We start from the raw sequence: 21,146 nt of genomic DNA, 5'->3' as shown, positions 1-21,146 counted from the left end.
TCATCATGGCTGTTACCCATACCAGTGAAACTTTACCTGCCGATCCTAAAGCGGCTATCCGCCAGATCAAGCAGGAGCTGCGGGCGCAAATTGGCGATGTACAGGCGGTGTTCGATCGGCTGACCGCGCGTATCGCCGCGCGTCTGGAAGAAATTGACGCCCTTAAAGCCAGCGGCCAGGACGTCTGGCCGATAATCCCGTTCGAGGCGATTGCGCGTGGCCAGGTCACGGAGGCCCAGCGCGAGCTCATCAAGCGTCGCGGCTGCGCGGTCATCAAGGGCCATTTTTCTCGTGAACGGGCGCTGGCGTGGGATAACTCAATGCTCGACTATCTCAACCGCAACCATTTTGATGACGTCTACAGAGGCCCGGGCGATACCTTTTTCGGCTCGCTGGAGGCATCACGGCCGGAAATCTATCCAATTTACTGGTCCCAGGCGCAGATGCAGGCGCGACAGAGCGATGAAATGGCTGCCGTGCAGTCGTTCCTCAACCGTCTGTGGACGTTTAACCGCGACGGCAAGCAATGGTTCGACCCGGATGTCAGCGTCATCTACCCGGACCGCATTCGCCGCCGCCCGCCGGGGACCACCTCGAAAGGTCTGGGGGCGCATACCGATTCCGGCGCCCTGGAGCGCTGGCTGCTGCCGGCCTATCAGAAAGTGTTTGCCGACGTGTTTAACGGCAACATTGATGCTTACGACCCGTGGGACGCGGCGCACCGCACCGAAGTCGAAGAGTATACGGTCGACAACACCACCAAATGCTCGGTGTTCCGCACCTTCCAGGGGTGGACCGCGCTCTCCGATATGATCCCCGATCAGGGCCTGCTGCACGTGGTGCCGATCCCGGAAGCGATGGCTTATGTGCTGCTACGTCCGCTGCTCGATGATGTCCCGGATGATGAACTGTGCGGCGTCGCGCCGGGTAAGGTGCTGCCGATTTCGGAAAAATGGCACCCGCTGCTGATCAAAGCCTTAAGCTCTATTCCGGCGCTGAATGCGGGCGATTCGGTATGGTGGCACTGCGACGTGATCCACTCGGTCGCGCCGGTGGAAAATCAGCAGGGCTGGGGCAACGTGATGTATATTCCCGCCGCGCCAATGTGTGAGAAAAACCTCGCCTACGCGCAGAAGGTCAAAGTCGCGCTGGCGCACGGCGCCTCGCCGGGCGACTTCCCGCGCGAGGATTATGAAGCCAGCTGGGAAGGTCGTTTCACGCTGGACGATTTAAACATCCACGGTAAGCGCGCGTTGGGGATGGCGAATTAATCGTCATATAGCCCCTTCGCTTCAACGGCGGTACGGCGGTTACCGGCGCGTATCCGCCGCACCGAATCACGTACCGCCAGCGTGCCATGCAGGAGTAACGCGCCGTGCGGCGCATCGGGACGGATCAGCCTCTGCTGTAGCAAATGTACCGCTTCAACGCCTAATTCATCGCGCGGGACGTGGACGGCAGTTAGCGGTACATCCTGAATCGCCGCCAGGTTAAAGCCGTCGATGCTCATGACGGAAACATCCTGCGGGACGCGCAAACCGCGTTTTTGTAAAGCGGCGATTGTGCCTGCCGCCATAAAATCACCGCCCACCAGAAATGCCGTCGGCAGTGGGCCGTCGCCGCGCTGATCCAGCCACTCCCCGACTTTTTCCTCGGTATCCCTGGCGCTGAAGTTGGCCACGGCGAGTAAATCCCTGCCATCAACGAAATGGAGATTCCGCGCCCGCCATGCCTGCTTAATGCCCAGCAGACGCAGCTCCATGGTATAGCGACGCAGGCACATCACGTTCATGATCGCCTGATGCCCCATCTCAAACAGATACCGGCCGGCGAACTGGCCGATCAGCCGATGATCCGGTGCGACGGAGGGTAAACGCATTCCGGCGTCGTGGCAGTTGATCATCACGCAGGGCTTCGCCAGATCGGCCGCCAGATCGTGAATATGCGGATCGTCGATACCCAATAAAATAGCGGCCTGGGTCGATGCTTCATGCATGCGCTGCAAAAACAAATTGGCATCGCTGTCGTTCTCTTCCAGCGCGCAATAGCGCAGGTGTACCTCATGCGGCATAAGGGCGCTATTGATGCTTTGAATCACCCGATAGTAGTAAATATCCGTGCGTTCATCGAAAGCGCGCTGAGGGGCAAATACCACGAGGTTGTTGAGCAGCATTCGCCCGGCGGCGATCCCCTCCATCACGCCCAGCTCGCGGGCGCACTCCAGTACCCTCTGGCGAGCCCTGGCGCTGGTATTCGCTTTCCCTGCCAGCACCCGCGATACCGTGCTCACCGACAGCCCGGTACGCGCCGCGATTTCGCTCACTTTTAGCTTTTTGTCCATTTTGTGATCGCGCTCTACTTTGCTCATGAAAAAATTTTCATATTGAGAATGTGAATATTTTTAAGCGATTTGGCGATGTCATACTGCGATCCCGATCGTCCCATGAAAATATTTGCAGAATTGTCGCTATTGTCCGCTCGCATTCTCCCTTAGCCTGAATTGGTCCAACACCTTTGATATTAGTCAACCAATAGTGTCGAGACATCAACCTTAACAAACAACGAAATAGAAAATTTTAGCGACAACTCAGCAAGCGGGTTGGTCAATTTTCCCTACTACATGTCTCGTGGAGAGTTCTATGAGCCAAGGCCTCAATAACGATATGGCGGTCAGTAAATCACGCCGCATAGTGAAGAACCTGCGCTGGTGGATGCTGGTGCTGTTTTTGCTCGGCGTCACCGTTAACTACATCACGCGCAATTCGCTGGGGATTATCGCCCCGGAATTAAAAACCTCTCTCGGTATTACCACTGAACAGTACTCGTGGATCGTCGGCGCTTTTCAGCTGGCGTATACCATTTTTCAGCCGCTCTGCGGCTGGCTTATCGACGTCATTGGTCTCAAGCTCGGCTTTATGATCTGCGCCACGCTGTGGGCCATCGCCTGCATCGCCCATGCCGGCGCGGGGAGCTGGCTGCACCTGGCGATTCTGCGCTTTTTCATGGGCGGCGCTGAGGCGGCAGCGACGCCAGCTAACGCCAAAACACTCGGCGAGTGGTTCCCTAAATCCGAACGCCCAATCGCGGCAGGCTGGGCCGGGGTTGGTTTCTCCATCGGCGCCATGCTGGCGCCGCCGATTATCTACTTCGCGCACGCCTCGTTCGGCTGGCAGGGTGCATTTATGTTCACCGGCGCGCTGGCGCTCGCATGGGTCGTACTGTGGTGGGCGTTCTATCATAACCCGGAAAAACACCCTAACCTCGGCAAAGCCGAGCTGGCGCTTATCCAGCAGGACAATGAAGCGCCGCCGGTCAAACTGCCCTTCTTTACCGCGCTGAAAACCGTATCGAAAAACAAGCGCTTCTACGGTATCGCCATTCCGGCCTTTATGGCTGAGCCCGCCTGGGCGGTGCTGAGCTTCTGGGTACCGCTCTACCTGGCGAAAGAGCACGGCATGGATTTAAAACAAATCGCCATGTTTGCCTGGCTGCCGTTTCTGGCGGCCGACCTCGGCAGCGTCGCCAGCGGCTATCTGACCAAACTGTATACCCGCTGGTTCGGCTGCTCGCGGGTGAACTCGGTGGTCGCCAGCTCCGTCACCGGCGCCTTCCTGATGATTTCGCTCGCCACCGTGGCGATCACCCGCGATCCCTATATCACCATCGTGCTGATTTCGATAGGCGGCTTCGGCCACCAGATCATCTCCTGCATGCTCAGCGCGCTGGTGGTGGAGTCGTTCGATAAAGGACAGATGGCGACCGTGAACGGGATGCGCGGCTCCGCCGCCTGGATCGCCAGCTTTCTATTCTCGCTGCTGATTGGCGTCACCGCCGACAAAATCGGCTTCAACCCGCTATTTATCGCCATGGGGTTCTTTGACCTGATTGGCGCGGTATTCCTGGTGGCATTTATTGCTGAACGTCGCGCAAAACGCGCCTGAGAGTGGATGTAAAAAATGAAGACTTTGAAAAACTGGACCTTACACCAACGGCTGGACCACCACGTTGAGCTGATCGTAGACGGCCAGCACACCCTGTGTCTGTACGTGCTGGAAGAGAATATGTTCCGCGTGCTGCTAAAGCGGCACGGCCAGCTGGCGCTGGATCGCACCTGGAGTATCGCTCCCCAGCAGGACGTGCCGTGGGAAGGACGCCCGCGCGAAGATTTGAGCGGCTTTAGCCTCCCCGCCTGGCAGCTCACGGAGCATAGCGATACCCTGAGCATCGCCACCGACCAGCTGCGCGTCACCGTCCACCAGCCGCTGTGGCTGGAATGGAGTTATCGCGATGAAGCTGGCGAGTGGCAGCCGCTGGTTAACGACCGCCCCACCAGCGCCTACCTGGCGAATGCGCACGGCGACGGCGTTGCCCACTACCTGAGCCGCCGCAAAGACGAACGCTTCTATGGTCTGGGCGAAAAAGCCGGCGATCTGCAGCGTAACGGTAAACGCTATGAGATGCGTAACCTCGACGCCATGGGCTATAACGCGGCGAGCACCGACCCGCTGTACAAGCATATTCCGTTTACCATCGCGCAGCGTAGCGATGTCAGCTACGGTCTGTTTTACGACAACCTGAGCAGTTGCTGGCTGGATCTCGGCAACGAAATCGATAATTACCATACCGCCTATCGCCGCTGGCAGGCGGAAGCGGGAGACATTGATTACTATCTTTTTTCCGGCAAACGGGTACTGGATATCACCAAAGCGTTCGTCCGCCTGACCGGCAAAACGCTGTTCGGACCGAAATGGAGTCTCGGCTACAGCGGTTCGACGATGCACTACACCGACGCGCCGGATGCGCAAAACCAGCTGATGAACTTCATCCGCCTGTGCGATGAACACGCCATTCCGTGCGATTCATTCCAGCTATCTTCCGGCTATACCTCGATTGACGGCAAGCGCTACGTCTTTAACTGGAACAACGACAAGGTGCCGCAGCCGAAGGTGATGAGCCAGGCCTTCCACGATGCCGGACTGAAGCTGGCGGCCAATATTAAGCCCTGCCTGCTGCAGGACCATCCGCGCTATCACGAGGTCGCGGAGCGCGGGCTTTTTATCCGCGATTCACAGGCTGATGCTCCCGAGCGTTCCAGCTTCTGGGATGACGAAGGGTCGCATCTCGACTTTACCAACCCGCAAACTGTCGCCTGGTGGCAGGAAGGCGTGACGACCCAGCTGCTGGAGATGGGCATCGACTCTACGTGGAACGATAATAACGAGTATGAAGTCTGGGACGGCGAAGCCCGCTGTCACGGATTCGGCCACGAAATTGCTATCAAACATATTCGCCCGGTGATGCCGCTGCTGATGATGCGCGCGTCGCTGGAGGCTCAGCAGCGCTTTGCGCCGCAGAAACGCCCGTATCTGATCTCTCGCTCCGGCTGCGCCGGGATGCAGCGCTACGTTCAGACCTGGAGCGGCGATAACCGCACCAACTGGGACACGCTACGCTACAACACCCGGATGGGGCTGGGAATGAGCTTGTCCGGGCTGTTCAACGTCGGACACGATGTCGGCGGCTTCTCTGGCGATAAACCGGACCCGGAGCTGTTCGTGCGCTGGGTACAAAACGGCGTTATGCATCCGCGCTTTACCATTCACTCGTGGAATGACGACCAGACGGTCAACGAAGCCTGGATGTACCCGGAGGTCACCCCAGCTATCCGTTCAGCCATTGAGCTGCGCTATCGTCTGCTGCCGTACCTCTATACCCTGCTGTGGCAGGCTCACGCCGACGATGAACCGATGCTGCGCCCGACCTTCCTCGATCACGAACACGATGCGCAGACGTTTGCCGAATGCGACGACTTCCTGCTGGGTCGCGATCTGCTGGTTGCCAGCGTCGTCGAACCCGGCGCGCGTCAGCGCCGCGTGTGGCTGCCGGCAAACCAGGACGGCTGGTACGATTTTTACAACCACCAGTGGTATGCGGGCGGCCAGTGGATAGCCCTTGATGCGCCACTGGAAAAACTGCCCCTGCTGGTTCGCGCCGGGGCAGGCCTGCCGCTGAGCGAGCGCGTCCGCCACGTCGATGCGCAAACAGACGATAATCGCGAGCTGAAGCTGTTCCCGCTGAAGGGCATGGGGACCTGTCGCGGCCTGCTGTTTGAAGACGACGGCGAAAGCTGGGGCTACCGGAACGGCAATGCGCTGTGGGTGGAATGGGAAATGGTCTGCGATAGCGCCAGCATTAACCTGAAGGTCAAGGCGCGCGGCGATTATCGTCCGGCGTGGAAAGCGCTGAAGGTGTCGTTGCCGGCGGGGGAAAAACGCAGGCTGCTGGTGAACGGTGAAGAAAGGAGCGAGTGGCGGGTGTAGTGCGGATAAGGCGCAGCAGCGCCTTTGGGAAATTCAGCCACTCTGCTAACGGCTCCCGGGGGCGGCGCTTGACGCGCCTTGCCCGGGCTACAGGTCCATCGCCGTCTGCGGGCCGGTAGCCCGGATAGGGCGCAGCAGCGCCGCAATCCGGGACAAGCAACAGAAAATTATTCGATACCTTTAGTGCGCAGATAATCTTCGTAGTTACCGGTGAAGTCGATCACGCGCTCCGGCGTAATTTCAACGACTCGGGTCGCCAGCGAGCTCACAAACTCACGGTCGTGAGAAACGAAAATCAGCGTTCCCTGATACATCTCCAGCGCCATATTCAGCGATTCGATCGATTCCATATCCAGGTGGTTGGTCGGTTCGTCCATCACCAGGATGTTCGGTTTCTGCATCATCAACTTACCGAAAAGCATACGGCCTTTTTCGCCGCCGGAGAGCACTTTCGCCGGCTTTTTGATATCGTCCTGGCTGAACAGCAGTCGGCCCAGGATGCTGCGCACCGCCTGCTCGTCATCGCTTTCCTGTTTCCACTGGCTCATCCACTCAAATACCGTCAGATCGTTTTCGAATTCATATTCGTGATCCTGCGCGTAGTAGCCAATCTGCGCGTTCTCGGACCATTTAACGGTACCGTTATCCGGCGTCAGATCGCCGACCAGGGTTTTCAGCATTGTGGATTTACCCACGCCGTTGGCGCCCAGAATAGCGATCTTCTCCCCCACTTCCAGCAGCAGGTTGAAGTTTTTAAACAGCGGACCGTTGTCAAAGCCTTTTGCCAGCGCTTCCACTTCCAAAGCGTTACGGAACAGCTTTTTATCCTGCTCAAAGCGAATGAACGGGTTCTGACGGCTGGACGCTTTCACTTCGTCCAGCTTAATTTTGTCAATCTGACGGGCGCGCGAGGTCGCCTGGCGAGATTTAGAGGCGTTGGCGCTAAAGCGGCTCACGAAAGATTGCAAGTCGGCAATCTGCGCTTTTTTCTTGGCGTTATCCGCCAGCAGACGTTCACGCGCCTGGGTCGCCGCGGTCATGTACTCATCGTAGTTGCCCGGGTAAACGCGCAGCTCGCCGTAATCCAGATCCGCCATGTGGGTACAAACCATGTTCAGGAAGTGACGGTCGTGCGAAATGATGATCATGGTGCTGTCGCGATCGTTGAGGGTCTGCTCCAGCCAGCGGATGGTGTCGATATCCAGGTTGTTCGTCGGTTCATCAAGCAGCAGGATATCCGGGTTGGAGAACAGCGCCTGCGCCAGCAGCACGCGCAGCTTCCAGCCGGGAGCCACTTCGCTCATCGGGCCGTAATGCTGTTCAACCGGGATGCCGACGCCGAGCAGCAGTTCGCCGGCGCGCGCTTCAGCGGAGTAGCCGTCCATCTCGCCGTAGAGCACTTCAAGGTCAGCCACCTTATAGCCGTCTTCTTCGCTCATCTCCGCCAGGGAGTAGATGCGATCGCGCTCTTGCTTCACTTCCCACAGCTCGCCGTGGCCCATAATGACCGTATCCAGTACGCTGAACTCTTCAAATGCAAACTGATCCTGGCGCAGCTTACCGATACGCTCGTTCGGGTCGAGGGAGACGTTGCCCAGCGTCGGCTCAAGATCGCCGCCGAGGATCTTCATAAAGGTGGACTTGCCGCTACCGTTGGCGCCAATCAGGCCGTAACGATTGCCGCCGCCAAATTTGACGGAAATATTTTCGAACAGCGGCTTACTGCCGAACTGCATGGTGACGTTGCTGGATACTAGCACGGGGTTATCCTGAAAATAGAGAATGAGAAGTGTGATGAACCAGACATTATGCCAGCAAATGCTTCACTTTTCACGGGGCGTTATAAAATCATCAATGACGCTTGTGTTAGGGTCGTGTCATATTGCGCGGTTACACTGCTTAATGCGTAATTTTTTTACCTTAATCTGGAAGGAACCTATGACCACACTCTCCCGCCATCCGGCTTTCTTATCGCTGCAGGGCGGTATCAACTTTCGTGACCTGGGCGGCCAGCGTACCGCCGACGGCCGCCGCGTGCGGGCCGGAAAACTATTCCGCTCCGGCTCGCTGCATATGATGACGGCCGATGACCTCACCCACCTGGACGCAATCCCCCTTAGCCGGGTCATTGATTATCGCGATCCGGGAGAAGTGAATCGTAGCCCTGATAAGCTGAACGAAGCGGCTCGCTACCTCAACGCGCCCGCGAATCCGCACGTTCGCGACGTTAACGCCAAAGTCACCGAGCTCAACGCCGCCACGTTAAACGCCCTTAACGGCGAGCAGTTTATGCTGGAGCTCTATCGCCAGCTGCCATTCAATAACGCTGCTTATCGCCAACTGGCCGGTTGGCTGATGGAGCCTTTCGATGGCGCGCTATTGCAGCACTGCGCGGTAGGGAAAGACCGTACCGGCGTGGGCTGCGCGCTGACGCTGTTCGCCCTCGGCTGCGATCGCCACACGGTGATGGAGGAGTACCTGCTCACCCAGGGCATGCTGACGCAGGTCGAGGATTTTTTGCTCGAATCCCTCGGCAATGAGCTGACCGCCCGCGGCCGGCAAAACCTGGCGGAAATGATGACGGTGCATGAATCTTACCTTGCCGCCGCGCTTTCCGGCATTGATGAACGTTACGCCAGCGTCGATACCTGGCTGGAAAAAGAGTATCAGCTCACGCTGCAGGCGCGAGAAGCGCTCCAGGCACGGCTTCTGGAGGGGTGACCCCCTCCCGTTTTTAGTCTGCAGGGCCAGCGTTGACGGGCTACACTCACGGTCACAGGAAAAAAATGTGATTTCGTACACATCTCATTTACCTGTTTGCCGGAAAGCACATATAATGCGCTCCCATCGACTTCCTGTTTAAACTGACAAAGGCCTGTGCGGCATTAATATCGCCCACGACATAAAGATTATGAAATTATCAACACTCTTCGCGGCAGCCTTCGCCATCGTGGGCTTTTGCAACACAGCTTCTGCTGTAACCTACCCTCTGCCTACCGACGGTAGCCGTCTGATTGGCCAGAACCAGGTGATCACCATTCCGGAAGGCAACAAGCAGCCGCTGGAATATTTCGCCGCCGAATACCAGATGGGTTTATCCAACATGCTGGAAGCCAACCCGGGCGTGGACACCTTCCTGCCGAAAGGCGGCACCGTGCTGAATATCCCGCAGCAGCTGATCCTGCCGGACACCGTGCATGAAGGTATTGTCATCAACAGCGCGGAAATGCGCCTTTACTACTATCCGAAGGGCACCAACACCGTCATCGTGCTGCCGATCGGTATCGGCCAGCTCGGCAAAGACACGCCAATCAACTGGGTAACCAAAGTTGAGCGTAAAAAAGCCGGTCCGACCTGGACGCCTACCGCCAAAATGCACGCTGAATATGCCGCAGCAGGTGAACCGCTGCCGGCCGTTGTTCCGGCCGGCCCTGATAACCCGATGGGCCTGTACGCGCTGTATATCGGCCGCCTGTACGCTATTCACGGCACCAACGCCAACTTCGGCATCGGCCTGCGCGTCAGCCACGGCTGCGTGCGTCTGCGTAACGACGATATTAAATTCCTGTTTGAAAACGTGCCGGTCGGCACCCGCGTAGAGTTTATCGATGAGCCGGTAAAAGCCACTACCGAGCCTGACGGCAGCCGCTTCATTGAAGTTCACAACCCGCTGTCCACCACTGAAGAGCAGTTCCAGGGCGGTGAGATCGTACCGATTAACCTGACCAAATCCGTACAGGCGATTACCAGCCAGACTGACGTAGACCAGAGCGTGGTCGATCAGGCGATCCAGAACCGTTCCGGTATGCCTGTGCGCCTGAACTAACAGCGCATCGCGCAGAGCGGCGGGCCCGGTGCCCGCCCTTTTTTTATCCGTTATTCACCAGAATAATTCCGCCGTGATCGTAGCGATAGTGGCAATGGGCATACTCCAGCGGCGTACCGTCCTCCAGATAAATCACCTGCTCCACCTCCAGCACCGGATCGCTCGCTTCACAGTTGAGGTGCTCCCTGTCAAGCGCCTGCGGTTTCATCGCCCGCACCACCCGATACGATCCCATCATCTTGAGCCCCAGCGTCTCCTGCAGGTAGCGAAACACCGAGCCTTCGAGATGCGTTTTATTCAGGCCGGGCACCAGCGCGACCGGCATCACGGTGAGATCCAGCGACACCGGTTCCTCGTTAAGCAGCCGCAGGCGAACGAAATCATAGACCGGGGCATCGGCGTCAATCAGTAACGAACTTTGCTCCTTTTCCGTCGGAAAGCGCAGCTCGAAGCGAATCACCCGGCTAGCCACTTCCCCTAAGTGCTCCCAGGTTTTGGTGGCACCAAAATAGTCGCTACCGGGCAGTTCCCACTGCGAAAGCTGGAGGAAATTTTTGCGCACGAAGGTTCCCTGCCCCTTACGGGTGTAGATAAGGCCTTCGACAATCAGCTGACGCATCGCCTGCTGGATGGTCATCCTGCTGGTGCTGAACTCCGCCGCTAACGCGAACTGGTCGGGTAACGGCGCGCTGGCGGGATACTGCTGGCTGATGATACGTTTTTTTATTTCCCGCGCGATACTCAGATATTTGGCCGTCATTCCCCGATCCTTTTACGTTACTGATAGCGACTGGCGGGCAGAATATACCATCTGCCCGCGCGAGGCGCCGTTACATCTCTTCGCCGTTACTGCGAATGACCCGCTTTAGCCAGGCATAGCTTTTCTTCGGAACGCGTTTAAGATCCTTCAGGTCGTGGTTTTCACGGTTCACGTAGACAACGCCGTAGCGTTTGCGCATATCGCCCTGCGAACTAAGGATATCGATCAGCCCCCAGCCCAGATAGCCAACCACTTCCGCGCCGTCCTCAAATATCGCCTCTTTCATGGCGTTGATATGATCGCGATGATAGGCGATGCGGTAATCGTCAGCGATCGGGTTCTCGCCGTCCCAGGACTCAATCACCCCGATGCCGTTTTCAATCGGGAAGACCGGCAGACGCCAGTCGTTGTAGTAGCGGGTAATGATGGTGCGAAAACCCAGCGGATCAATCTGCCAGCCCCACTCGGTGGCCTGCAGAAAGTCATTCTTTTTATCGCCAAACTGCATGTAGTGGTTCACCGGCGTACCCGGCGGGATCGGGTCGCTGTCGAGAACCTTGCTGGCATAGTAGCTAAAGGCCAGATAGTCGATTTTGACCTGCGCCATCAGCGCCAGATCCTCTGCGCGGTAAATATCCGCAAAGCCTTCGCGGGCGACAACGTGCATGACTTCCGGGCTGTAGCCCTCCCCGGCGAAGGCGCGCAGCAGATTCTGGTTTAAAAACTCGTCGAGCTGCTGGGCGCAAAGGATATCACGCGGTTTACAGGTCGCCGGATAAACCAGCGCGTGGGCCAGCATGCCGCCCATCAGGCACTGTGGCTTCGCCTGGTGCAGATACTGCGTCAGGTGCACATGGGCCATCATCACGTGGTGCTGGATCTGATACAGCTCGCGCAGGGTCTTCTCGCCGCGCATGTAGCCAGAAATCAGAAACGCGTCCGGCATATGGTAGAGATTCTGTTCATTAAAGGTCAGCCACCACTTTACCTTGTCGCCAAAGCAGTCGATCATCTTCTGCCCGTAACGAATAAAGGCTTCCATCACCCGACGGTCGGTAAAACCGTTGTAGCGTTCAGCCAGCGACAGCGGCATATCGAAGTGATAGAGGCAGATCATCGGCTCAATGCCGCGGGCAATCAGGTCATCGATAAACTGGTGATAAAAGGCGATACCTTCTTCATTGAACTCACCGTCGCCTTCCGGGCAAACGCGGCTCCAGGCTATCTGGAAACGATAGCAGTTCATGCCCAAATCCTGCATCAGGTCGAAGTCTTCCCGGTAGCGGTGGTACGAATCGGTCGCCACCTTCCAGTCAGAAGTCAATTCCGCCGGCTGGCGGATATCGTAAACCGACATCCCTTTACCACCCTCATTCCACGCTCCCTCGGTTTGCATGCTGGAAACCGAGTTACCCCATAGAAAATCTGCCGCCAGTGTTCTGTTCATCGCTCGCACCTATGACTAGTCATATAAATTTCATGACTAGTCATATAAACGAAATCCTATTTTCGGGCAAACTCAGGGATCGTTTTTTGTGAGCGCAGCGGATAAAAAAGCCGGATCGCGAAACAGACGATCCGGCGTGCAAGAACGGAAATTACTGCTGTGCGAGCTGGTCGCGACGGTATTCTCCCTGGCGCTCCAGCATCCAGCCCGGATACTCTCGCGGTAGCGTGCTGACCGCATCAAGCCGTGCCAGTTCATCATCATTCAGGGTAATGCTGGTTGCCGCAAGGTTCTCGGCGAGCTGCTCTGAACGCTTCGCGCCAATAATCACGCTGCTTACCGCTGGCTGATGAAGCAACCAGGCCAGCGCGATTTGCGCCACCGAAACGCCCTTCGCATCGGCAATCTCACGCATCACATCAATGCAGTCAAAAGCCCGCGCTTTGTCCACCGGTGGGAAATCAAACTCCTGACGACGGCCGCCGCTCGCCGACTGCCCGTCGCGATCGTACTTACCGCTGAGCAGCCCTCCCGCCAGCGGACTCCAGACCATCAGGCCCAGACCTTCGCTCTGCATCATTGGCACCAGCTCGCGCTCCAGATCGCGCCCGGCAATGGTGTAGTAAGCCTGCAACGAGGCAAAGCGCGCCAGCCCCAGTCGTTCGGATATTCCCAACGCTTTGACTATCTGCCATGCCGCCCAGTTCGACACGCCGATATAGCGGACGTGGCCGTGCTGCACGAGATTATCCAGCGCATACAGCGTCTCCTCGATGGGGGTCGCCGGGTCGAAGCCATGGAGTTGATAGAGATCGATATGATCGAGCTGCAGGCGACGCAGACTCTCCTTCACGCTGCCGATGATGTGATAGCGCGAACTGCCGCGCGAGTTCACGCCTGCGGTGCCGGTCTCGCCAAACACTTTGGTCGCCACCACGACATTTTCACGCGGCACTTTCAGATTCTTCAGCGCCTGGCCGGTAATCTCTTCCGAGCGCCCTTCCGAATAAACGTTTGCGGTGTCGATAAAGTTGATGCCCGCATCGAGCGCGCTGCCCACCAGCCGCTCAGCCTCCGCCTGGCGTAGCTGACCTACCTTACCCCACAGGCCGCCTTCACCGCCGAAGGTCATGGTGCCCAGGCACAGTTCAGAGACAAAAAGGCCGGTATGGCCCAATTTTTGATAACGCATAGAACTCTCCTTCAATCAGGGTGATTCACCATCGTGAATAAAGTTATACCCCGGAAAAGGAGAGCGCGAATGTGGCGTTTCTGTCCGTTTCTTGCCCAATTCTCTAAAAATCAGAACTGCAGCAATCCATACCCCACCAGCGCCGCCCACAGCAGCATGGGCAGGGAATAGACGTGGAAACGCCACCAGATACGGCGATCGCCGGCCATTCGCAGCGCAATCAGATTGGCCAGCGAGCCTGGCAGCAGGCCGAACCCGCCGACATTAACCGCCCAGGCCAGCAGCGTTGAGGGCGGAACGTAATTGAGCAGCAGAATGGTCGCCGGGACGTTACTGATAAACTGCGACAAGCCAATCGAGGTCAGCCACAATCCTCCCGCCGAGAGCTGGCCGACGCCGTTGAGCGCATGCTGTAGAACAGGAAGCTGGATCAGCAGGTGAACGTCAATAAACATCGCCATAAACACCAGTAGCAGCGTCCAGTCGACGTTGATAATCACCGCCCGCGCCAGCAGCAGAAAACCCAACGCGATCAGCGCCAGTCCCCACAGCTCCTGCTTCAGTTCTAAGGCGATCAAAAAGACCAGATAGAACGCCAGACAGCTCCAGACCAGCGTTGGCTGCCACGATGGCGCCTTATCGCTGCTCTGATAGTTGAGACGCTTCGCGGGAAAACAGAACCAGCACAGCGCCAGCAAGGTGATCATCATCGCCGCCGCCAGCGGCAGCATCTGGCCGATAAAGGCCGGAAAGGAAAGGCCTGAGCGCCCCCAAAGAAGAATGTTTTGCGGATTTCCAATAGGTGTTAACAACGACCCGGCGTTCACCGCCAGCGCTTCAAAAATGATTAACCGGCTTGTTGGGATGGCGCACCATTTTTTCAGGGTCAGCGTGAGCGGTACGACAATAAACAGCGCCACGTCGTTAGTTAAGAAGGTGGAAAGCAGCGCGGCCGCCAGCACCATAAAAATGGCCAGCTGGCGTTCGGTCACAAAGCGGCGCGCCATTTTGCGGCCAATTACGTCAAAATAGCCGCTCAGTTCGATACCTTTGGTCAGTAGCATCAACCCGCTAAGGGTGATAATCGTATGCCAGTCAATGGCGTGAAGCCAGGCGGCGGGGGCAAACGGAACAAAGAAGCTTAAAACAACGCCAATAATCAACAGCAGATGTAAAAAGCGGTCGCGGATCAGCGACTGAACAAAGACGAGGTTCATTCTCCCAGTGACCCCTGCTTGAGGGTAAACTGTTTAAACATTGCCAGCGTCTCTTCGCTGACATGATGCTCCATCCCTTCGGCGTCGCGACGAGCAATCTCCGGGCTAACACCGATCACCAGTAAAAAGTTTTCGACGATCTGGTGGCGTTCCCGGCTTTCATGGGCCAGCTTCTCGCCTTCCGGAGTTAAAAAGATCCCCCGCCAGGGGATCTGTTCGATCAACCCGACGCTGGCCAGTCTTTTTAACATTTTCGCAACCGTTGGCTGCGACACCCCAAGACGCGCGGCCATATCGACCTGACGGGCTTCTCCTACTTCCATAATCAGATCGGAGATCAGCTCCACGTAGTCATCAATCAGCTCCCGACGATGCGCCTCGCGCACCTGACGAAATCCCTCAACGTGCTCTTCGACATTCACTAGCTGCGTCACTTTTTTTGTTATTGGCTTACCTGCGCGACGGTTCATTGTGCTTCCTCATTCCTGTGACGCATCAAGCATCATATAAAAGGATCCCTATTGTAATGGATCGCGCACGGAGAACAAAAAATTAACGTTTTAGCCATAGCTATAAAATATAGCCTGTGCTATATCTGTACGTAATACACATATCCTTCAAGGAGCGAAGGACGAAGTTACAGGAGGTCGTTATGAATGAATTCAAGAGGTGCTTAAACGTGTTTACTCATTCTCCTTTTAAAGTCCGGTTAATGCTTGTCGGTATGCTGTGCGATCTGATCAACGGCAAACCCCCACAGGATAAACCCAACAACTAGTGCGGCGTCGCGGTACGCCGCTTCATTTTTCTGTCATATTTCCCTGCCAGACTGGCTGATTACTCAGCGCTTCAGCAACTTTTTTCAAGTTTTGTAAGCTTTCTCCCAAAACAATCCGTTATGGATAGTTGACCTTAACATTTGCAAGCCCTATCTTTTGTCAGCCCTGCCACTACTGCGGCTCGCAGATACCCTCTTCACGCACTGTCCAGCAGGTTTTACCCCTTGATGCCAGGGGACGCACATGGCTCTTTTTTGATTGTTTACTATGAATGTCACGCTGAAAGAAACGCTGGTCGCCCGCGGACTGGTACTGAACCCATGGACAGGATTCTATTTTTTACAATCGCTGTTTATTAACCTGGCGCTGGGCTACGACTTTAGCCTGCTCTATACCGTTGCTTTTACCTGCGTGCTGCATCTTCTGTGGCGCAGCTTTCCGCGCGCGCAAAAAGTGCTGGTCGGCGTCTATTCGCTGCTGGCGGCCATGTACTACCCTTTTGGCCAGGCCTACGGCGCGCCCAACTTCAATACGCTGCTGGCGCTGCATGCCACCAACCTCGAAGAGTCCACCGAGATCCTGACTATTTTCCCGTGGTACAACTATCTGCTGGCCGTGTTTATCTTTGCGCTCGGCGTCATTGCCGTACGCCGCAAGCCGGAGACGTCGGCGCGCTGGGGGAAAATGGATACGCTGGGGCTGCTGTTCTGCACCGCGATTTTCTTTCTCCAGCCGGTGCAAAACCTCGCCTGGGGCGGCGTCTTTAAGGTTATCGATACCGGCTATCCCGCCGTCCGCTTCGTTAAAGATGTGGTGGTGAATAATAATGAAGTGCTGGATGAGCAGGCGCGAATGGCGCAGCTCGCCAATATGAAAGATAGCTGGCATGTACTGGCGGTGAAGCCGAAGTATCATCTGTATGTGGTGGTGATTGGCGAGAGCGCCCGTCGCGATGCGCTCGGCGCCTTTGGCGGCCACTGGGACAACACCCCGTTCGCCAGTTCAGTAAAAGGCTATCTGTTCAATGACTACGTTGCCGCCAGCGGTTCAACGCAGAAGTCGCTCGGTTTAACCCTCAACCGGGTGGTCGACAATAAGCCGCAGTTTCAGGATAACTTTGTGACCCTCGCCAACCGCGCCGGTTTTCAGACATGGTGGTTCTCGAATCAGGGGCAAATTGGCGAATACGATACGGCGATTGCCAGTATTGCCAAACGCGCGGATGAAGTTCAGTTCCTCAAGAACGGCGATTTCGAGGCTAATAAAAATACCCAGGATGAGCAGCTCTTAACGCTGACCGCACAGGTGCTGGCCACCCGCCGTACCCAGCCGCAGCTGATTGTCCTGCATTTAATGGGCTCACATCCGCAGGCCTGCGATCGCACCAAAGGGAAATACACGGTTTTTGTTCAGTCGAAAGAGACTTCCTGCTATCTCTACACCATGACGCAAACCGACACGCTGCTGAGCAATCTTTATACTCAGCTACAAAATTCTGGCGAAACCTTCTCGATGACCTATTTTTCCGATCACGGTCTGGCATTTAAAGAGCGCGGGAAAGAGGTACAGTACCTGGCGCACGACGATAAGTATCAGCAGAATTTCCAGGTACCGTTTATGGTGCTCTCCAACGATGATAAAGCGCATAAGGTCATTAAAGCGCGGCGCTCCGCCAACGACTTCCTCAGCTTCTTTTCCCAGTGGACCGGCATCAGCGCTCAGGAGATTGCCCCGCGCTATCGTTTCATCTCTGAACAAAAGGCTGGCCCAACCTACATCACCAACTTCCAGCTGAAGAAAGTGGACTATACCCATTTGGGTACCGACGCATTCACTATCAATTAACGTAGACGCATAAACAGCAGGCAAAAAAAATCCGCCCCATGAGGCGGATTTTTTATATCACCGAAGTGATTAGAAGCGGTAACCTACGCCAGCAATCCAGGTGCCAACGTCAACGTTACGAATGCGAGACTGCTCGTAGGAGAAGTCCAGGGCAACGTTTTCGATCGGGTTGAACTGCAGACCAGCACCGTAAGAGAAACCGTAGTCGCTCATGTCAGATTTGTTCGGGTAGCTGTTGTCCTGGAATTTACCGTAACCAACACCTACTACGCCGTAGATGCTAGCCCAGTCGTTCAGACGGTAAGCCGGACCTGCGGTGATGCCGTAGTACTGGCCTTTTTTGTAAACGCCAGATTCAGAACGATCTTTTTCGGTATAGGTGAAAGAACCGATAACACCCAGCGGGTTGTTGTCTTGCTCGTAGCGGTACTTAAGGTTGAAACCGCCTGCTTTGTTCGCTTCACCCTGCATGTCGCTCTGCGCGTAGCCACCGGTAACGGTAGAAGTCGCAGCGAAAGCAGTGGTACCTACGGATGCAGCCAGAACAACGGCCAGTGCTGAAAAACGTGCAATTTTATTCATAACCACCTCAAATGTGTTTCTAATAAGTCCTAAGCTTTAAATATAACAAAAACTTTTGGGAAACTCTTTTCACTTTACATTGTCTAACGTACTTTTTCATGTAACCAAAGGTTTCTACGTTTCTATAACAAACTGGAAAACAAACCTTTTTTACAAATATACTCCTATTAAGGCTCATAAATCGCCAGACGTGTATCCAGATTATTCCTAATCTGCTGGTGAAATTATCTTCGCACCCTGCCCTATTGTACTGCTTTTAAGACCCTTTTTTTCAACATTAGCTCAACCGGGGCGGGGTAATTCAATTACACTGGAACCTTTACCGCATTTGACAAAATTGACAGGAGAAAGGATGCCCGGCTCGTCTCGTAAGGTACCGGCATGGTTGCCGATACTGGTTATTTTAATCGCCATGATTTCCATCCAGAGCGGCGCCTCGCTGGCCAAATCTCTCTTCCCGCTAGTCGGCGCCCCAGGCGTTACCGCCCTGCGCCTGGCGCTCGGTACCTTAATCCTGGTGGTCATCTTCAAACCCTGGCGCCTGCGCTTTGCCCCGGAGCAGCGTCTGCCGCTGCTCCTCTACGGCCTGTCGCTTGGCGCGATGAACTACCTGTTCTATTTATCGATTCAACGCATTCCGCTCGGCGTCGCCGTCGCGCTGGAGTTTACCGGGCCGCTGGCGGTAGCGCTGTTTGGATCCCGCCGTCCCCTCGACTTCGTCTGGGTGGCGCTGGCGGTGCTCGGGCTATGGTTCCTGCTGCCGCTGGGACAAAGCGTGGCGCAGATCGATCCCGTTGGCGCGCTGCTGGCGCTCGGCGCGGGCGCCTGCTGGGCGGTTTACATTCTGACCGGCCAGCGCGCCGGAGAAGAGCATGGCCCGGCAACGGTTGCCATGGGGTCGCTAATCGCCGCGGTGGTCTTTGTGCCGATGGGGATGATGCAGGCCAGCGATACGCTATTTCAGTGGGGACTGCTGCTACCGGGGCTCGGGATCGCCATTTTATCAACCGCGCTACCCTACTCTCTGGAAATGGTTGCCTTGACCCGCATGCCCAGCAAGACCTTTGGCACCCTGATGAGCATGGAGCCGGCTCTCGCCGCACTTTCCGGAATGGTGTTTCTTGGCGAAACGCTAACCGCGACCCAAACGCTGGCGCTGGGGGCGATTATTCTTGCCTCGATGGGATCCACGCTGACAATGCGTCGGGAAACGAAGATACAGAAGGTCGACATCAGCTAGCGGAAAGGAGCTGATTGACGAGAAAATTAATCATCTCCTTAATTTATAAACTATTTTTTCTGACTAACAGCCCTGCGCTATCAGACCGATAGAGACTACCGCCGCTGCAAAGCTCAAATCCGTTGCTATACTTAATTCCGCAAGTTATTGGGATGAGACGCTCCGAATAATTCGAATCTGAAGTATGACGAGTACAAATATCAAGAGGATATGACACTATGAGTACCGCAAAACTGGTTAAAACTAAAGCAACGAATCTGCTCTATACCCGTAACGACGTCGCTGATAGCGCGAAGAAAGCGACCGTTGAGCTGCTGAATCGCCAGGTGATCCAGTTCATTGACCTGTCTTTGATTACCAAACAGGCTCACTGGAATATGCGCGGTGCAAACTTTATTGCCGTTCATGAGATGCTGGACGGCTTCCGCACTGCGCTCGTCGACCACCTTGATACGATGGCAGAACGTGCCGTACAGCTTGGTGGCGTAGCGCTGGGTACCACTCAGGTCATCAATAGCAAAAGCCCGCTGAAAAGCTACCCGCTGGATATCCATAGCGTCCAGGACCATCTGAAAGAGCTGGCCGACCGCTATGCCATCGTCGCTAACGATGTGCGTAAAGCCATCGACGAAGCGAAAGATGAAGACACCGCTGATATCTTCACCGCCGCCTCCCGCGACCTGGATAAATTCCTGTGGTTCATCGAAGCCAATATCGAGTAACGCCAATTGCCGTCAGCCACGCTGGCGGCTTTTTTTTACCCCCCCCCGCCACGCACCACCTCAGTGCATGAGAATGTTCAAAATACGTGCAAAAGTAAATCAATTGTAATAATCACCTCACACAATCGTTACGCCGAGATTGTTTTAACATCAGGGTTTGCGCTAAAAATGCTCGTGTTATGCGATGCTCTTATGATGCACCAAAGTAACGCCCCATATTGGTGCATTTAATGTTGTCCGTTATCAAAATTGTGCAACAGGATTCATCCTGGTTGTTATAAAACAACAGGTTGTAAAACTGGCATGATATTTTCATAAGGCAACTTGTTCTCGCAGGGGATCGTCCCGTGGATAAAAAAGGAAATGCTATGAAGTCTGTATTTAAAGTTTCACTGGCTGCACTGACCCTGGCTTTTGCGGTTTCTTCTCACGCCGCTGATAAAACACTGGTTGTTGCGACCGATACGGCGTTTGTTCCGTTCGAATTTAAGCAGGGCGATAAGTATGTTGGTTTCGACGTTGACCTGTGGGCAGCGATTGCAAAAGAGCTTAAGCTCGATTACACCCTGAAGCCAATGGACTTCAGCGGCATTATTCCGGCGCTGCAAACCAAAAACATCGATCTCGCGTTGGCGGGAATCACCATTACCGACGAGCGTAAAAAAGCCATCGACTTCTCAGACGGCTACTACAAAAGTGGCCTACTGGTCATGGTCAACGCCAATAACAATGATATTAAGGATGTCAAGGATCTGAACGGTAAAGTGGTTGCTGTGAAAGGCGGCACCGGTTCCGTCGATTACGCAAAAGCGAATATCAAAACTAAAGATCTGCGCCAGTTCCCGAACATCGATAACGCCTATATGGAACTGGGCACCGGTCGTGCCGATGCGGTCCTCCACGATACGCCAAACATCCTTTACTTCATCAAAACTGCGGGCAACGGCAAGTTCAAAGCGGTAGGCGAATCGCTGGAAGCGCAAAACTACGGTATCGCTTTCCCGAAAGGCAGCGATGAGCTACGTGAAAAAGTGAACGGCGCACTGAAAACGCTGCGTGAGAACGGCACCTACAACGAAATTTATAAAAAATGGTTCGGTACTGAACCCAAATAATAATTAGCGATTATCTCTTCCAGGCCAGCTGTGGTCTGGTAGACCTGGAGCACTCCGGGCTACCCCCTCAGCAGGCCTGAATAGTTTTCTCAGAGGGTATT

Annotated in this window: 18 protein-coding genes; 10 read left to right on the top strand and 8 right to left on the bottom strand. The window is 55.5% G+C overall.

Annotated elements, in window-relative coordinates; all coding sequences use genetic code 11:
• Window positions 1-5 precede the first annotated feature (5 nt).
• Window positions 6-1,271, top strand: coding sequence for a DUF1479 domain-containing protein (locus tag KCG39_RS00150; RefSeq protein ID WP_142467783.1), 1,266 nt, complete (start codon window positions 6-8; stop codon window positions 1,269-1,271).
• Here the strand turns inward: KCG39_RS00150 and KCG39_RS00145 are convergent.
• Window positions 1,268-2,368 (bottom strand): LacI family DNA-binding transcriptional regulator, encoded by a 1,101-nt coding sequence (locus tag KCG39_RS00145; protein ID WP_185910488.1) that lies wholly within the window; start codon window positions 2,366-2,368, stop codon window positions 1,268-1,270. The two genes, KCG39_RS00150 and KCG39_RS00145, sit on opposite strands and share 4 nt — an antisense overlap.
• 271 nt (window positions 2,369-2,639) lie before the next feature.
• On the opposite strand from KCG39_RS00145, the gene KCG39_RS00140 reads away from it, so the two are divergent.
• Both KCG39_RS00140 and KCG39_RS00135 read left to right on the top strand, forming a co-directional pair.
• Window positions 2,640-3,941 (top strand): MFS transporter, encoded by a 1,302-nt coding sequence (locus KCG39_RS00140; RefSeq protein ID WP_004130781.1) that lies wholly within the window; start codon window positions 2,640-2,642, stop codon window positions 3,939-3,941.
• 15 nt (window positions 3,942-3,956) lie between these two features.
• Entirely contained in the window at window positions 3,957-6,320 is a 2,364-nt protein-coding gene (locus KCG39_RS00135) for a glycoside hydrolase family 31 protein (protein ID WP_004130779.1), read from the top strand.
• A 167-nt stretch (window positions 6,321-6,487) separates the two neighbouring features.
• Here the strand turns inward: KCG39_RS00135 and KCG39_RS00130 are convergent, their stop codons facing one another.
• On the bottom strand, window positions 6,488-8,080 hold the full coding sequence (locus KCG39_RS00130) for an ABC-F family ATPase (protein WP_004130777.1): 1,593 nt from the start codon (window positions 8,078-8,080) through the stop codon (window positions 6,488-6,490).
• Between the two features lie 178 nt (window positions 8,081-8,258).
• Here KCG39_RS00130 and KCG39_RS00125 point away from each other — a divergent pair, with 178 nt between their 5' ends.
• Both KCG39_RS00125 and ldtB read left to right on the top strand, forming a co-directional pair.
• Entirely contained in the window at window positions 8,259-9,041 is a 783-nt protein-coding gene (locus tag KCG39_RS00125) for a tyrosine-protein phosphatase (RefSeq protein ID WP_142467784.1), read from the top strand.
• Window positions 9,042-9,231: 190 nt separating this feature from the next.
• Complete coding sequence (gene ldtB / locus KCG39_RS00120; protein WP_004130773.1) at window positions 9,232-10,146, top strand: L,D-transpeptidase; 915 nt, start codon at window positions 9,232-9,234, stop codon at window positions 10,144-10,146.
• Between the two features lie 43 nt (window positions 10,147-10,189).
• Here the strand turns inward: ldtB and KCG39_RS00115 are convergent, their stop codons facing one another.
• The 5 genes from KCG39_RS00115 to mntR form a co-directional block, all read right to left on the bottom strand.
• Window positions 10,190-10,906, bottom strand: a complete 717-nt coding sequence (locus KCG39_RS00115; protein WP_004130772.1) for a GntR family transcriptional regulator — start codon at window positions 10,904-10,906, stop codon at window positions 10,190-10,192.
• Between the two features lie 70 nt (window positions 10,907-10,976).
• Complete coding sequence (locus KCG39_RS00110; protein WP_112165371.1) at window positions 10,977-12,353, bottom strand: glycoside hydrolase family 1 protein; 1,377 nt, start codon at window positions 12,351-12,353, stop codon at window positions 10,977-10,979.
• A gap of 151 nt (window positions 12,354-12,504) precedes the next feature.
• On the bottom strand, window positions 12,505-13,545 hold the full coding sequence (locus tag KCG39_RS00105) for an aldo/keto reductase (protein ID WP_142467785.1): 1,041 nt from the start codon (window positions 13,543-13,545) through the stop codon (window positions 12,505-12,507).
• A gap of 110 nt (window positions 13,546-13,655) precedes the next feature.
• Window positions 13,656-14,762, bottom strand: a complete 1,107-nt coding sequence (locus KCG39_RS00100; RefSeq protein ID WP_049114795.1) for an anion transporter — start codon at window positions 14,760-14,762, stop codon at window positions 13,656-13,658.
• Window positions 14,759-15,232 carry a manganese-binding transcriptional regulator MntR gene (mntR, locus tag KCG39_RS00095; RefSeq protein ID WP_004130763.1) on the bottom strand — a complete coding sequence of 158 codons (474 nt, stop codon included), beginning with the start codon at window positions 15,230-15,232 and terminating at the stop codon, window positions 14,759-14,761. Before mntR ends, KCG39_RS00100 begins: the two co-directional genes overlap by 4 nt.
• 182 nt (window positions 15,233-15,414) lie before the next feature.
• Here mntR and mntS point away from each other — a divergent pair, with 182 nt between their 5' ends.
• Together mntS and KCG39_RS00085 are read left to right on the top strand one after the other, a co-directional pair.
• On the top strand, window positions 15,415-15,540 hold the full coding sequence (gene mntS / locus KCG39_RS00090) for a manganase accumulation protein MntS (RefSeq protein ID WP_004130761.1): 126 nt from the start codon (window positions 15,415-15,417) through the stop codon (window positions 15,538-15,540).
• A gap of 268 nt (window positions 15,541-15,808) precedes the next feature.
• Window positions 15,809-17,386 carry a phosphoethanolamine transferase gene (locus tag KCG39_RS00085; protein WP_142467869.1) on the top strand — a complete coding sequence of 526 codons (1,578 nt, stop codon included), beginning with the start codon at window positions 15,809-15,811 and terminating at the stop codon, window positions 17,384-17,386.
• Window positions 17,387-17,455: 69 nt separating this feature from the next.
• On the opposite strand, the gene ompX is transcribed toward KCG39_RS00085, so the two are convergent.
• Window positions 17,456-17,968 carry an outer membrane protein OmpX gene (gene ompX / locus KCG39_RS00080; RefSeq protein WP_004130755.1) on the bottom strand — a complete coding sequence of 171 codons (513 nt, stop codon included), beginning with the start codon at window positions 17,966-17,968 and terminating at the stop codon, window positions 17,456-17,458.
• A gap of 352 nt (window positions 17,969-18,320) precedes the next feature.
• Between ompX and rhtA the strand changes: the two genes are divergently transcribed.
• From rhtA to glnH, 3 genes are all read left to right on the top strand, one after another.
• Window positions 18,321-19,208 carry a threonine/homoserine exporter RhtA gene (gene rhtA, locus KCG39_RS00075; RefSeq protein ID WP_195729525.1) on the top strand — a complete coding sequence of 296 codons (888 nt, stop codon included), beginning with the start codon at window positions 18,321-18,323 and terminating at the stop codon, window positions 19,206-19,208.
• 218 nt (window positions 19,209-19,426) lie between these two features.
• Window positions 19,427-19,930, top strand: a complete 504-nt coding sequence (dps, locus tag KCG39_RS00070) for a DNA starvation/stationary phase protection protein Dps (protein WP_004130751.1) — start codon at window positions 19,427-19,429, stop codon at window positions 19,928-19,930.
• 368 nt (window positions 19,931-20,298) lie between these two features.
• Window positions 20,299-21,045 carry a glutamine ABC transporter substrate-binding protein GlnH gene (gene glnH / locus KCG39_RS00065; RefSeq protein WP_004130748.1) on the top strand — a complete coding sequence of 249 codons (747 nt, stop codon included), beginning with the start codon at window positions 20,299-20,301 and terminating at the stop codon, window positions 21,043-21,045.
• Window positions 21,046-21,146 lie beyond the last annotated feature (101 nt).

Source organism: Klebsiella pasteurii (assembly GCF_018139045.1).
Classification (GTDB): domain Bacteria; phylum Pseudomonadota; class Gammaproteobacteria; order Enterobacterales; family Enterobacteriaceae; genus Klebsiella; species Klebsiella grimontii.
The sequence above is the reverse complement of the archived record's forward strand: the minus strand, read 5'-3'. Positions and strand labels throughout refer to the sequence as shown.

Bases quoted from the DNA above. Each gene is read 5' to 3' on its own strand.
- KCG39_RS00150 (WP_142467783.1), top strand. From the start codon at position 6: ATGGCTGTTACCCATACCAGTGAAACTTTACCTGCCGATCCTAAAGCG.
- mntR (WP_004130763.1), bottom strand. From the start codon at position 15,232: ATGAACCGTCGCGCAGGTAAGCCAATAACAAAAAAAGTGACGCAGCTA.
- KCG39_RS00135 (WP_004130779.1), top strand. From the start codon at position 3,957: ATGAAGACTTTGAAAAACTGGACCTTACACCAACGGCTGGACCACCAC.
- KCG39_RS00105 (WP_142467785.1), bottom strand. From the start codon at position 13,545: ATGCGTTATCAAAAATTGGGCCATACCGGCCTTTTTGTCTCTGAACTG.
- KCG39_RS00115 (WP_004130772.1), bottom strand. From the start codon at position 10,906: ATGACGGCCAAATATCTGAGTATCGCGCGGGAAATAAAAAAACGTATC.
- rhtA (WP_195729525.1), top strand. From the start codon at position 18,321: ATGCCCGGCTCGTCTCGTAAGGTACCGGCATGGTTGCCGATACTGGTT.
- KCG39_RS00085 (WP_142467869.1), top strand. From the start codon at position 15,809: ATGAATGTCACGCTGAAAGAAACGCTGGTCGCCCGCGGACTGGTACTG.
- KCG39_RS00140 (WP_004130781.1), top strand. From the start codon at position 2,640: ATGAGCCAAGGCCTCAATAACGATATGGCGGTCAGTAAATCACGCCGC.
- mntS (WP_004130761.1), top strand. From the start codon at position 15,415: ATGAATGAATTCAAGAGGTGCTTAAACGTGTTTACTCATTCTCCTTTT.
- ompX (WP_004130755.1), bottom strand. From the start codon at position 17,968: ATGAATAAAATTGCACGTTTTTCAGCACTGGCCGTTGTTCTGGCTGCA.
- dps (WP_004130751.1), top strand. From the start codon at position 19,427: ATGAGTACCGCAAAACTGGTTAAAACTAAAGCAACGAATCTGCTCTAT.
- KCG39_RS00100 (WP_049114795.1), bottom strand. From the start codon at position 14,762: ATGAACCTCGTCTTTGTTCAGTCGCTGATCCGCGACCGCTTTTTACAT.
- glnH (WP_004130748.1), top strand. From the start codon at position 20,299: ATGAAGTCTGTATTTAAAGTTTCACTGGCTGCACTGACCCTGGCTTTT.
- KCG39_RS00125 (WP_142467784.1), top strand. From the start codon at position 8,259: ATGACCACACTCTCCCGCCATCCGGCTTTCTTATCGCTGCAGGGCGGT.
- KCG39_RS00145 (WP_185910488.1), bottom strand. From the start codon at position 2,368: ATGAGCAAAGTAGAGCGCGATCACAAAATGGACAAAAAGCTAAAAGTG.
- ldtB (WP_004130773.1), top strand. From the start codon at position 9,232: ATGAAATTATCAACACTCTTCGCGGCAGCCTTCGCCATCGTGGGCTTT.
- KCG39_RS00110 (WP_112165371.1), bottom strand. From the start codon at position 12,353: ATGAACAGAACACTGGCGGCAGATTTTCTATGGGGTAACTCGGTTTCC.